The 13,367-nt window shown below is 71.5% G+C and carries 8 protein-coding genes; 4 read left to right on the plus strand and 4 right to left on the minus strand.

The annotated features are described in order from the left end of the window. The first annotated feature begins 6 nt into the window (after positions 1-6). Positions 7-1,779, plus strand: a complete 1,773-nt coding sequence (locus ABH927_RS29415; protein WP_370026887.1) for a prolyl oligopeptidase family serine peptidase — start codon at positions 7-9, stop codon at positions 1,777-1,779. Here ABH927_RS29415 and ABH927_RS29420 read toward each other — a convergent pair. Beyond that, positions 1,754-3,286 (minus strand): PP2C family protein-serine/threonine phosphatase, encoded by a 1,533-nt coding sequence (locus ABH927_RS29420; RefSeq protein WP_370026889.1) that lies wholly within the window; start codon positions 3,284-3,286, stop codon positions 1,754-1,756. The two genes, ABH927_RS29415 and ABH927_RS29420, sit on opposite strands and share 26 nt — an antisense overlap. Before the next feature lie 152 nt (positions 3,287-3,438). On the opposite strand from ABH927_RS29420, the gene ABH927_RS29425 reads away from it, so the two are divergent. Beyond that, positions 3,439-7,647 (plus strand): HAMP domain-containing protein, encoded by a 4,209-nt coding sequence (locus ABH927_RS29425; RefSeq protein ID WP_370026891.1) that lies wholly within the window; start codon positions 3,439-3,441, stop codon positions 7,645-7,647. A 3-nt stretch (positions 7,648-7,650) separates the two neighbouring features. Continuing rightward, entirely contained in the window at positions 7,651-8,283 is a 633-nt protein-coding gene (locus ABH927_RS29430; protein WP_370026893.1) for a two-component system response regulator, read from the plus strand. A gap of 194 nt (positions 8,284-8,477) precedes the next feature. Here ABH927_RS29430 and ABH927_RS29435 read toward each other — a convergent pair whose 3' ends face one another. Then, the gene (locus ABH927_RS29435) at positions 8,478-9,659 is read right to left on the minus strand and encodes an NYN domain-containing protein (protein WP_370026895.1); all 1,182 of its coding nucleotides are present in this window, start codon (positions 9,657-9,659) and stop codon (positions 8,478-8,480) included. Between the two features lie 170 nt (positions 9,660-9,829). After that, the gene (locus tag ABH927_RS29440) at positions 9,830-12,214 is read right to left on the minus strand and encodes a hypothetical protein (protein ID WP_370026896.1); all 2,385 of its coding nucleotides are present in this window, start codon (positions 12,212-12,214) and stop codon (positions 9,830-9,832) included. 130 nt (positions 12,215-12,344) lie between these two features. Here ABH927_RS29440 and ABH927_RS29445 point away from each other — a divergent pair, with 130 nt between their 5' ends. Further along, complete coding sequence (locus ABH927_RS29445; protein WP_370026898.1) at positions 12,345-12,881, plus strand: orotate phosphoribosyltransferase; 537 nt, start codon at positions 12,345-12,347, stop codon at positions 12,879-12,881. On the opposite strand, the gene ABH927_RS29450 is transcribed toward ABH927_RS29445, so the two are convergent. Continuing rightward, on the minus strand, positions 12,859-13,332 hold the full coding sequence (locus ABH927_RS29450; protein ID WP_370026899.1) for a hypothetical protein: 474 nt from the start codon (positions 13,330-13,332) through the stop codon (positions 12,859-12,861). The genes ABH927_RS29445 and ABH927_RS29450 overlap by 23 nt on opposite strands. Positions 13,333-13,367 lie beyond the last annotated feature (35 nt).

Raw genomic sequence — 13,367 nt, forward strand, 5'->3', positions numbered from 1 at the left:
GGGCGCATGAAGGCCGAGGAACGCTGGCAGGCCAGGTTCCGGGCACCGCGCATGACCCTGCCGACGTGGGCGCGCCAGGCGCCCCACCGCGCGGTCTACCGCAGCAACGCGTCCGGCACGTGGGAGATCTACGCCTGGGATCGCTCGACGGGGAGCACCCGCCAGGTCACCGACCGGCCGAACGGCACCTCCCGCTGCGCCATCGACCCGCAGGGGAAGTCGATCTGGTGGTTCGCCGACACCGACGGCGACGAGTTCGGCGTGTGGATGCGGCAGCCGTTCTACGGCGGCCCCGACGTCCCGGTGAACATGCCGCCCGGGCATCCCTGCGGCCTCGCGCTCGCCTCCAGTGGCGCCGCGGCGGTGGGCCGTTCCTTCCGCGGCGGCTTCGAGGTCCTGCTCGTCCAGGGCGACGTCCGGGGCGACGAGGAGCCCGTCACGATCTACCGGCACGACGAATCCGTCCACGTGGCCGACATGTCCCTCGACGGATCGCTCGTCGCGATCGATCACAGCGAGCACGGCGACGCCTTCCACCCCTCCCTGCGGGTCCTGAGGGCCGGCGGCCAGATCGTCGGCGAGCTGCACGACGGCCCCGGGAAGGGCGTCACGGGCGTCCGGTTCGCCCCCGTGCTCGGCGACCGGCGGCTGCTGGTCCTCCACGAGCGCCGGGGACGCCGCGCGCCGCTGGTGTGGGACCCGGTGACCGGCGAGCAGCGGGAGATCTGGCTGCGGGTGCCCGGCGAGATCACCGCCGACTGGTACGGCGACGGCCGCGCCCTGCTGATCATGCACAACCACCGGGGCCGCACCGAGCTGCTGAAGTACGACCTCGCCGGAGGCGGCCTCACCCCGATCGAGAGCCCCCACGGAGTGATCGACGCCGCCGCGCCGCGCCCCGACGGCACGGTGGAGTACTCCTGGTCGAGCGCCGCCCATCCCCCGGTGATCAGGTCGAGCAACGGCCACGTGGTCATGAGCCCGGGCCGCACGCCGCCGCCGTCGGTGCCGCTGGAGGACATCGACGTGGACGGTCCCGGCGGCCGCATCCACGCACTGGTCTCCCGGCCGGAACGCGTCGCCCCGCCGTACCCGACGGTGTTCCTGCTGCACGGAGGGCCCGCCTCGCAGGACGACGACTCGTTCCTCCCGCACGTCGCGGCCTGGGTGGACAGCGGCTTCGCGGTGATCCGGGTGAACTACCGGGGCTCGGCCGGGTACGGCTCGGCCTGGCGGGACGCGCTCCACGGCGACGTCGGGCACATCGAGCTGGCCGACGTGTCGGCGGTCCGGGACTGGGCGATCGACCAGGGGGTGGCGGACCCCGCCCGGCTCATCCTCGCGGGCGCGTCCTGGGGCGGATACCTCACGCTGCTGGCCCTCGGCACCCAGCCGAAGAGCTGGGCGGCCGGAATCGCGGCGGTGCCCATCGCCGACCACACGGCCGCGTACGAAGACGCCGCGGAGGGGCTGCGGGCGGCCCATCGCGCCCTGCTCGGCGGCACGCCCCTGGAGCAGCCCGAGAGGTACGCCGTGTCCTCGCCCATCACCTACGCCGACATGGTCCAGGCGCCGCTGCTGATCCTCGCCGGGGAGAACGACCCCCGCTGCCCCATCCGCCAGATCGAGAGCTACCTCCAGGCGCTCGCCGACCGCGGCCACGAGGCGTCCGTCTACCGCTACGACGCCGGGCACGGCACGCTGGTCGTCGAGGAGCGCATCCGCCAGGTGGCCGCCGCGATCGACTTCGCGGTCAGGGCGCTCGCAGAACGAGAATAGCCAGGTCGTCGGCGCTCGGCTCGGGCGCGAACTCCTGTACGGCACGCCGGATCCGCTCGGCCACCGCCCGGGCGGACAGGTCGACGCATTCGGACAGCAGCTTGGCCAGCCCGCCGTCGTCGTCCAGGAGCCTGGTCCCCGACCGGCGTTCGGTCACCCCGTCGGTGACCCCGAGGAGCACGTCCCCCGAGTCGAGGTGAACGCTCTCCTCATAGAAGGCCGCCTCGGGGAAGACCCCCAGCAGCGACTGCGGCGACACGACCGACTCGACCACGCCGCTCGGCCGCAGCCGCAGCGCCTCCGGATGCCCGGCGGAGACGAGGCTGATGTCGAGACCGTCGGCCACGCGGGTGATCTCCCCGTGCAGCAGCGTGAGGAACCTCGCGCGCTCCCCCTCCTCCAGGATGGCCTGGTTGAGCCGGGCCACGACGGAGGCCACGCCGTACCCCTCCCGGGCGAGCAGACGGAGCGTGTGGCGGGCGAGGCCGGTGACCGCCGCGGCCTCGGGGCCGGTGCCGCAGACGTCGCCGATGGCGAACCGCCAGACGCCGTCGCCGAGCGGGAACAGGTCGTAGAAGTCCCCGCCGACCTCGTTGGTCTCGCCCGCGGGCTCGTAGATCACATGGAAGTCGAGGCCCGGCGTCGTCGGCTCGTCCGGCGGCAGGAGGCTGCGCTGGAGCGCCCGGTTGGCCGCCGCCTGCTGCGCGTAGAGGCGGGCGTTGTCCATCGCCAGCGCGGCCCGGCGGCCGATGTCCTCGGCGAGCTGCATGGCCTCGTCGGGGAAGCGGTCGCGGCGGCCCAGGCACATGACGCCGAGCCGCCGCCCCCGCGCGGTCAGCGGGAACGCCAGGGACTGCCAGTCCCCCGTGTGGAGGACCGCGGGGCCGTCGTCCGCCGGCAGGGGCAGGGCGTCGAGCTGGTCGCGGAGCGCGTCGATCTGGGTCTCGTCGGCGTGCCACAGGTAGGCGAGCCGCAGCGGGCCCGACCCGTGCGCGGAGGTGTAGACGGCGCACCAGGTCGCCAGCCGGGGAACGACGATCTGCGCGATGATCGCCGGGACCATGTCGGGATCGAGGGTGCCCGCGAGCAGATCGCTGGCGTCCGCGAGGAAGCCGAGCCAGCCGGGACCCTGCCCCGCCTCGGTGACCCACTCGTCACTCGTGTCGGACGCGCTTCCGGGCAGCTCGATCCTTGCCCACCGGGTACGCAGCGACGCGGTGAAGGTCACCCCCCAGGAGATCGCGTCCGCCGGCGGCCCGTAGCCGGGGGCCTCCGCCTTCTCCCGGACCTCGATCTGCACGGACTCGCCGTGGTGGATCCACACGACCTCGAACGGCTCGCCCGACACCGCGCCGACGAGCTCGGCCGCGAGCCGCTCCGCGTCGCCGCTGACGGACATGGCCGCCCACGCGGTCATCACCTCACGGGTGAACCGCTTCGCTGCCGGTACGGCCGTCTCGCCTGGCGTGAAGGACGCGGCCAGAACGGCACGAGGGGTATTCGTCACCGTCTCTGGCTTACCACAATTCCGGCTGACACGGGGTCAAACAACGGGGCCACGCAGGCCACGGAACGTGACAGACTGGCATGGAGTCCGTCCCCCGGAGGCCGCCATGCCTCGGCTGCGGCGCTGAACCCCCAAGGGGTGAAGGAGGCTAAATGTCGCCCGCCAACGTGGAGCTTGCGGGGAAGGAGCGGTGCTATACCGAGTCCGACCTCGTACCAGTTCTGGAAACCCTTATAACGTGGCGTGACGGCGACTTCCGCCGACGCGTGCCGCACGCGCCGCCGGGGATCCTCAGTGAGATCCGCCTGCTGCTCAACGAGGTGGCGGACCGCCGTGAGCACCTCGCCAACGAGCTGGGCCGGGTCCGCCGCGAAGTGGTCAAGGAGGGCCGGTTCGGTGAGCGCCTGACCCCCGGGCCGGGTGTCGGCTCGTGGGCTGAGAGCGTGGGCTCCGTCAACGACCTGATCGACGCGCTCGTCACCCCGGTCACCGGCGCGGCCGACGTCATCGACGCGGTGGCCAAGGGCGACCTGTCCCGCCGGATCGACCTGGACCGCAGCGCCCGCGGCGAGGTCCGCAGGCTCGGCAAGGCCATCAACGTCATGGTGGAACAGCTCGCGCTGTTCACCTCCGAGGTGACCCGTGTCACCAAGGACATCGGCACCGAGGGCAAGCTGGGCGGCCGGGCCAACCTGAAGGGCATGTCCGGCAGCTGGAAAGACCTCACCGAGGCCGTGAACACGATGTCCGGCCGGGTCTCGGCCCAGGTGCGCGACATCGCGGTCGTCACCACGGCCGTCGCCAAGGGCGACCTGAGCCGCAAGGTCACCGTCGAGGCCGTCGGCGAGATGTTCGAGCTCAAGAACACCGTGAACACGATGGTGGACCAGCTGTCCGCCTTCGCGGAGGAGGTCACCCGGGTCGCCCGCGAGGTCGGCACGGAAGGCCAGCTCGGCGGCCAGGCCCAGGTCCGCGGCGTCTCCGGCGTCTGGAAGGACCTCACCGACAACGTCAACTTCATGGCGAACAACCTGACCTCCCAGGTCCGCCAGATCGCCGCCGTCTCCACCGCCGTCGCCCAGGGCAACCTGTCCAAGAAGATCACCGTGGACGCCCAGGGCGAGATCCTGGAGCTCAAGGACACCCTCAACACGATGGTGGACCAGCTGTCCGCGTTCGCCGACGAGGTCACCCGGGTCGCCCGCGAGGTCGGCACCGAGGGACGCCTCGGCGGCCGCGCCGAGGTGCAGGGCGTCTCCGGCGTCTGGAAGGACCTCACCGACAACGTCAACTCGATGGCGAACAACCTGACCTACCAGGTGCGCAACATCGCCCAGGTGACCACCGCCGTCGCCAACGGCGACCTCACCCGCAAGATCGACGTTGACGCCCAGGGCGAGATCCTGGAGCTCAAGAGCACCATGAACACCATGGTCGACCAGCTCTCGTCCTTCGCCTCGGAGGTGACCCGGGTCGCCCGCGAGGTCGGCACCGAGGGACGGCTCGGCGGCCAGGCCCAGGTCCGCGGCGTCTCCGGCGTCTGGAAGGACCTCACCGACAACGTCAACTTCATGGCGAACAACCTGACCTCCCAGGTCCGCCAGATCGCCGCCGTCTCGACGGCGGTGGCCCAGGGCAACCTGTCCAAGAAGATCACCGTGGACGCCCAGGGCGAGATCCTGGAGCTCAAGGACACCATGAACACCATGGTCGACCAGCTGTCCGCGTTCGCCGACGAGGTGACCCGCGTCGCCCGCGAGGTCGGCACCGAGGGACGGCTGGGCGGTCAGGCCCGCGTGCCGGGTGTGTCGGGCGTCTGGAAGGACCTCACCGACAACGTCAACTCCATGGCGAACAACCTGACCTACCAGGTGCGCGACATCGCCGTGGTCACCACCGCCGTCGCCAAGGGCGACCTCACCCGCAAGATCGACGTGGACGCCCAGGGCGAGATCCTCGCCCTCAAGACCACCATCAACCGGATGGTCGACCAGCTCTCCTCCTTCGCCTCCGAGGTGACCCGGGTCGCGCGGGAGGTCGGCTCCGAGGGACGGCTGGGCGGCCAGGCCCGGGTCGAGGGCGTCGAGGGCATCTGGAAGGGCCTCACCGAGAGCGTCAACGAGCTGGCCGGGCGCCTGACCACTCAGGTGCGCGCGATCGCGGCCGTGACCAGCGCCGTCGCCCGGGGGGACCTCACCCAGTCGATCACCGCGGACGCCGAGGGCGAGCTGGCCGACCTCAAGGACAACATCAACACGATGGTGTCCAACCTGCGGGTCACCACCACGGCCAACCAGGAGCAGGACTGGCTCAAGTCCAACCTGGCCCGGATCTCCCGCCTGATGCAGGGCCACCGCGACCTCATCGAGGTCGCCAGGCTCATCATGAGCGAGCTCACCCCGCTCGTGTCCGCCAGCCACGGCGCCTGCTACCTGGTCGTGAACGGCGAGCTGACCCTCATCGCGGGGTACGGCATACAGCCCGGATCGGCCCCCCGGCAGCGTTTCGCGCTCGGCGAGGGCATCGTCGGCCAGGCCGCGCTGGAGACCCAGCAGATCATCCTGGAGAACGTCCCGGCCGAGTACATCACGATCGAGACCGGGCTGAGCAGGTCGCGCCCCGCCCAGATCGTAGTCATGCCGATCCTGTTCGAGAACCAGGTGCTCGGCGTCCTGGAGATGGCCTCGTTCAACCAGTTCAGCGAGGTCCACCTGGCCTTCCTGACCCAGCTCGTCGAGACCATCGGCGTCACGATCAACACGATCATCGCCAACTCCCGCACGGAGGACCTGCTCAAGGAGTCGCAGCGCCTGGCGACCGAGCTGCAGGAGCGCTCGGACGAGCTCCAGCGCCAGCAGGAGGAGCTGCGCAGGTCCAACGCCGAGTTGGAGGACAAGGCGGCGCTGCTGGCCAAGCAGAACCGCGCGATCGAGATCCAGAACTTCCAGATCGAGCAGGCCCGCCGCACCCTGGAGGAGCGGGCCGAGCAGCTCGCGGTCTCCTCGCGCTACAAGTCCGAGTTCCTCGCGAACATGTCCCATGAGCTGCGCACCCCGCTGAACAGCCTGCTCGTGCTCGCCAAGCTCCTGACCGAGAACGCCGACGGCAACCTGACCCCGCAGCAGGTCGAGTTCGCCAGGACGATCCACAGCGCCGGCTCGGCCCTGCTCCAGCTCATCAACGACATCCTCGACCTGTCGAAGGTCGAGGCGGGCCGGATGGACATCCATCCGCAGCAGCTGTCGCTGCCCAAGCTCGTCGAATACATGGAGGCCACGTTCGCGCCGCTCGCACAGGACAAGGGGCTGTCCTTCTCGGTCCAGGTCGACCCGACCGTGCCGAACGAGTTGCGCACCGACGAGCAGCGCATGCAGCAGGTGCTGCGCAATCTGCTGTCCAACGCGGTCAAGTTCACCCCCAAGGGCGAGGTCCGGCTGGAGGTGACCCACGCGCCGCTCGACGTCCCGTTCGTGGACGAGACGCTGAAGGGCTCCGACAACATCCTCGCCTTCAATGTGGTGGACACGGGCATCGGCATCGCGCCCGACAAGCTGGAGGTCATCTTCGAGGCGTTCCGCCAGGCCGACGGCACCACCAGCCGCAAGTACGGCGGGACCGGCCTCGGCCTGTCGATCTGCCGCGAGATCGCCCGCCTGCTCGGCGGCGAGATCCACGTGGACAGCACCCCCGGCGAGGGCAGCACGTTCACCCTCTACCTGCCGATGGCCTATTCGGGGCCCTTGGCAGCACGCGACGGCGGAGCCACCACGACCATGTCGATCGCGTCCCACACCGTGCATGGGAACGGCGGCGCCCCCCAATTGCACAACGAGGACGTCCTGCCGGAGCTCGCGCCGCCCACCGACCTGCCGATCCCGCAGCTCTCGCCCCTCTCGGACGGCCAGGACTGGCAGGGCGACGACCCGCTGACGGGTGCGAAGATCCTCATCGTGGACGACGACATCCGCAACGTCTTCGCGCTCACCAGCGTCCTGGAGCGGTACGGCTCGACCGTCGTCTACGCCGAGAACGGCCGCGAGGGCATCGAGCAGCTCGAACGCAACGAGGACGTGGCCCTCGTCCTGATGGACATCATGATGCCGGAGATGGACGGCTGGGCGACGACCTCGGCGATCCGGAAGATGCCGCAGTTCGCGGACCTGCCGATCATCGCGCTGACGGCCAAGGTCATGCGCGGCGACCGCGAGAAGAGCATCGCCTCCGGCGCGTCCGACTACGTGCCCAAGCCGGTCGACGTCGACCGGCTGCTCGAACGGCTCCGCGGCTGGCTCATCCGCGGGCGCGTCACCACCGCAGAAAGGTCGGAGCTCATGAGACCCGACATCCGGGAAGGGGCATGATCGATGCCTGACCGCGCCAAGATCCTCCTGGTCGACGACCGCGAGGAGAATCTGATCGCGCTCGAGGCAATCCTCAGCTCGCTGGACCTGGTGCCCGTACGGGCCCGGTCCGGCGAGGAGGCGCTGAAGGCTCTGCTGTCCACCGAGTTCGCGCTCATCCTCCTCGACGTGCGCATGCCCGGCATGGACGGCTTCGAGACGGCCGCCCACATAAAGCGGAGAGAGCGCACCCGCAACATCCCGATCATCTTCCTGACCGTGGTGGACAGCGCCCCCGACTACGCCTTCCGGGGATACGCCGCGGGCGCGGTCGACTACCTCACCAAGCCCTTCGACCCATGGGTCCTGCGGGCCAAGGTCGCCGTCTTCGTCGAGCTCTACAACATGAACCGGCGGCTCACCGAGCAGGCCGCGCTGCTCCGCGAACGCCTGTCGGGCGAGCTGCCGAACGGCGCCGGGACCGACCAGGCGGCCGTCCTCCCGGAGCTCTCCCGCCGGATCACCGCCGTCGAGGACGAGCTGACGAGAGTGCGCGAGGTCGTGCAGAAGAACGGCGACTCGACCGTTTCCGGTCCGCTCTCCGACCTCAGCGAGCGCGTCGCCCACCTCCGAGCCGGCTTCGACGCCCTCACGTAGTTCGACCTCACCACCGGCGGGGCAATCAAACGCAGCTCAGCGCCGCGCCCGTTCCCTGCTCATTCGCCTCGCTCCGCTCGGCGGGAACGGGCGCCCTTTAGGCGGCATGGTCGTGCCGGAGGCGCGCAATGGGGACAGCCCTCGTCGCTCGGGGTCGCTCGTACCTCGCTCCCCACTCGACTCCTCAGTCCAGCTCAGCGCCGCGCCCGTTCCAGGGCGTCCCAGAAGCCGCGGCGGAGGGCGTGACGGACCTCGTCGTGGAGGAGGAAGTCGATCGGCAGCGAGGAGCCCTGGAGGAGGCGTGCCTCAAGGTCGGAGGGCATCCTGGGCTTGCGGGCGAGGACGGCCTCCAGCCACAGGGCGGGGGCGTCACGGGCGACCGAGTCGCCGAAGTCGTGGCCTTCCTTGTGCGCCGCCTTCACCGCTTCGGCGAGCGTGGTGGTGCCACCGTTCTGCGTGGGCACGGGAGCGGGCTGCGGCCCCGTGTAAGGCCCGAGCTGCGACGGCGAGTAGCTCCCCGTGTTGGCCGAATACTGGTTCGGCGGCTGAGCCGGCGGCGGCGGAGACTGGACCACCGGCGGCGGGGCGGGGGCCGGAGGGGAAGGCGGAGCCGGCTGCGGCGGGAGCTGGGGTTCGACGGTGTACTGCGGATAGGCGGGCGGTGACGGAAGCGCCGGCGGAGCGGGCCGCGCGTGGGAGGACGACCGGCCGCCGCCCTGCGACCCGTTGACGAGCGGCACCACACCGTTGCCACGGGAAGGACCGCCGTCGGCCGGCTGCTGGTGCTGGCCGTTCCGCCCGGATGGCTGGTGCTGGCCGTTCGGGTGACCACTGTCGCCGCCGGCGACCAGGTTGACGTGGGGCCGGAGGTGGCCGGCGCCGATCTCGATGAGGTCGTCGCACTCCTGGCGGAGCGTCCGTGAGACCGCCCAGCTTCCGTCGGCCGAAATATGGATGACGGTCACCCGGATGCCGAGATCCTGCGCGTCGCTGACCACCTGCGCCAAGTCCTCGTCGCCGCTGACCACGACCGCGTCGCAGACGGCGTTGTTGCGGGCCAGCGTCATCAGGTCGCGGTGCACCTGGGCGTCCACACCCTCACGGCGGCCGGGCCGGATGCGGGCCAGGCGGAGCTTGAGGCCGGGGATGTCGGCGAGCACGTCGTGCTCCGGGGTGCGGCGGCCCTCCACCGTCGCCTCGTACCAGTAGCAGCGCAGCAGCGGCAGCCCGGTACGCTCCCGTGAGAGGTTCGTGAGGAGTTGCAGCAGCCCGGGATAGTCCCAGGCGACGGCTTCGCGATGGCGGGTCCCATGCACGGCCATCGCGCCGTCAGCCAGCAAATAGCCGGCGTCAACGAACAGCGCGCACCGATCCACCCGACACCGCCCTTCCTACGTGGCTCTCTCAGGGTAATCAAGCGGGTGATCGCGCGAGGGTGAATCCCGGCGATTCAGCCCTCCGCCACATCTGTGCGTCCGCGCCCTGACGTTGGAGCGTTCACGCAGACCGTACCAGTTTGTCCGGGTCTTGCCTTCCCTCAGTTTCGTTATGACCACGAGTGCGCGCTGACCGCCGCGACCCCGAACAGAAGCGTGTTGTCCCTGGTCGTGAGCCGCAGGACGGGGTGGCGGCCGAGCACGGTGTGGAAGGTCCCCACGGCCACTCCGGCGGCGTATCCGGCGACCCCGCCTCCCCCATGGGAGAGCGTGACGGATCCGCCCGTGGCGCCGTTCCAGAGGACGAGGTCGATCCTGGCCGGCGCGGCCGAGAGGCCGTCGAGCGGCACCTTCAGCGGCCCCTTGCCGCCGTCGACCACCGTGGCCATGTCCAGCACCGCGGCCCTGCCGTACGGCTGACGCCCGCCGCTGAGCATCACGACCAGGCTCCAGCCGGCGTGCTGCGACTCTCCCCAGCGCATCGACGGGTCGGCGGCCCACCAGCGGCCGCCGCCCGCCGTACCGGCCAGCGAGGTGACGTCGGCGAACGCCTGGTAACCGGCGCCGGTGGGCAGATCCCGCCGGACGACCTCGGCCGCGTGGACGGTCATGTAGCGCCGGGAGCCGGGAGCCTTCACCCGGATGTCGCCCGCGGGGATCGCGCTCCGGCCGGTGGCGGACCAGTAGAGGCCCGCCCACAGCACCCTGCTCCCCGCGGGCAGGTCAAGGCGGGCGCAGCTGGAGCTGCGGGTGGAGGGGTCGCCGTCGAGGTCCACAGGGACGGCCAGCACAGAGCCAATGGACCCCGTGCCGCCAGATCCCGAGCCACCGGACCCCGAGCCACCGGGGGCGCAGGCGGGCGGCTTCGACGACTCCGATGAGGTGAGCAACGTGTTGCCGGCGGCCCGGGTGGTCACCCGCCCATCGGCGGCGAACCGGGCCGCCGCGCCGGAGGCGCGCACGCCCGCGGCCGACCTCGCCGCCACCCGGAGGCCGCCCGACCAGACGCGCAGCGCGAGCTCCCTCCCAGTGGGAGCGTCGCCGGCCACGTCGACCCGCAGGAAGACGGTGGTCGCCTGGCCTGGAGCCAGCGCGCCGTGGCCGCACCGCACGTCTCTCCCAGCCGTACGGCAGGCCCAGCCGTCCACCGTGCCGACGCCGACGGCTGGGCGCGAGCCATTCCCTGGGCCGTTCCCTGAGAGCGTGACTCCCGGGGGGAGGGCGACGGCGGCCTCCACGTCGCGGCTCGGGGCCGCGCCCGTGTTGCGGAGCCGTACGCCGATGATGCCGGGCCTGGCCCGCACCAGAGCGCCGACCGGGTCGATGGTCGCGGCCAGGGCGGGTCTTCCCGCGGCGGGCTCCGGCCGCCGGACCGGCAGCCGGGTGACCTCCGGAGACGTCTCGCGCGGCTTGGCGAGGGCCTCGCGCGGCTCCACAGGGTACGGCCGCCGCGCCCTCGGCCTCTGTTCGGCGGGCGCCCGGCCGGGGTGATAGGGGCGCGGGTGATCGGGGCGCGGGTGATCGGTCTCCCGACGGGGCGACGAGGGCGTCCCGGACGTCCGTGGAGCGCTGGCCCCCGGCGTGGGCGTGCGGAGCGCACCGGCTCCCGGGGGGAGCCCCGGCTTCTCGTCGGCGATGGGGTCGGCCACGACGATGAACGCCGCGCCGGCGAGAGTGGCGACGGCGGCGCCCGCCAGAACGGCCCGATGCGCGGTGGGCACGCGGCGGAACAGGGCGGCCACGCCGTACAACGGAGTGCCGGCGCCTTCATTCGCCCTGGCCAGCTCCGCGAGGTAGTCGTCCACGGCCGGACCCGCGACGAGCTGGCCGACGATGACCCGCAGCCCCTGCGGCACGTCCGCGAGCTCGAGGAAGACGGCCCGGCAGTCGATGCACTCGGCGACGTGCTCGTCCACCGCTTGGGCGTCGCGCCTGGCGAGCGCGCCCTCGACGTGCTGGGCGATCTTCGGCAGGATCGGGCGGCACTCGTCACGCGGTTCGCCCTCCCTGTGGAGCTGGAGGTACGCCTGGCGGAGCCCCTCACGCGCCCGCTCGGCCAGCGCCGTGACGCCGCTCGACGACAGGCCGAGGAGCGGAACCATCTCGGCCGGCCTGGCGCTCTCGATCTCGCAATGCCACAGCACCATCCGCCAGCGCTCGGGGAGCGAGAGGTACGCCCTGGCGAGGAGCGTCCGCTCCAGCCCGGTCAGCTCCGGGTCGACGTAGACGGCCCCCGGGTCCGCCAGGTCGACCTCGCCGACGGCGAGGTAGCGGCGGAGCGCCGTCAGCAGGTAGGGGCGGAAGGCGGACACGGGGCCGCCGCCGCGCCGGATGAGGTCGAGGATCTTGGCGAACGTCTCCACGAGGACGTCCTCGACCTCCTCGTCCCCCTCGACGAGCTGGCGGGCGAGCGACCGGGCCGCGACGGCGTGGCGCTGGTAGAGCATCCCGTAGGCCGAGGTGTTGCCCCCTCTGACGGCCTCGAGCAGTTCCACATCGGTTTGCCGAGCTGTACTCATCGCGACCTCTCGATTACGTAGAGTTGCAAGGCCATTAATTCCGCACCCGGCGTCATGGTTAAACCGCAGGCGGGGCTTTACCTGCGGCAGCCGTACGCTGAGCACCATGAGTGACCGCGAGAAGCTGCTGGACGAGATCAAGAACAAGGGGGTCGTGCACGGCCGGGTCGTGCTCTCCTCGGGCAAGGAGGCCGACTGGTACGTGGACCTGCGCCGGATCACGCTGGACGGCGTGGCCGCCCCCCTGGTGGGCCGGGTGATGCTGGACCTGACCGAGGACCTGGACTACGAGGCCGTGGGCGGGCTGACGCTGGGCGCCGACCCTGTGGCGACCGCGATGCTGCACGCCGCGGCGGCGCGCGGACGTGTCCTCGACGCGTTCGTGGTGCGGAAGGCGGGCAAAGCGCACGGCCTTCAGCGCAGGGTCGAGGGGCCGGACGTCGCGGGACGACGGGTGCTCGCGGTCGAGGACACGACCACCACGGGCGGCTCGGTGCTGACCGCCGTCGAGGCGCTGCGGGAGGCCGGGGCCGAGGTCGTGGGGATCGCCACGATCGTGCACCGCGGCGGCGACGAGAACCTGGCCGCCACGGGCCTGCCGTACAGGTCGGCCTACAGCCTCACTGACCTGGGGCTCTCTTGACGGAGAACGTCTGACGTTCGCCGGGTTGCCCGGCCGGCCTGGGCTTGCCGTTCTCGAGCACCTGGACCGTGCCCGCGTCGTCGAGGACCACGTCGAGCTCCGGCTCGAAGTAGGACGCCTGCTCCCCTCGACTCAGGTCGCGGTCCATCAGCACGTCACCGCCGGGCACCCGGACGAAGACGGGGCATATGTCGGCCTGGCAGATGAACTGGACGGTCGGCACCCGGGTGCCGGAGGGCTGCGCCGTGTTTCCCGGGCTACCCGTGGCCGGTGGGGCGGCCGGGGCCGCCGGGGCGCTCGCGGACGCGCCGGGGGTGGGGGCGACCTCCGTCCCGAGGGACGTGAACAGCGCCTTCGCGCCCACCACGACGAGGGCGAGCAGCAGCAGGACCGCCAAGCCGACGAGTGCCAGCCTGGCGATGCCCAGCGGGTCAGACCTGTGGCGTCCCACACTGGGGAGATTAGCGGGTGGAAGCGGTCTCAGAA

Origin of the sequence: Planotetraspora sp. GP83, assembly GCF_041262585.1 — a bacterium.
Lineage (GTDB): Bacteria > Actinomycetota > Actinomycetes > Streptosporangiales > Streptosporangiaceae > JAOEGB01.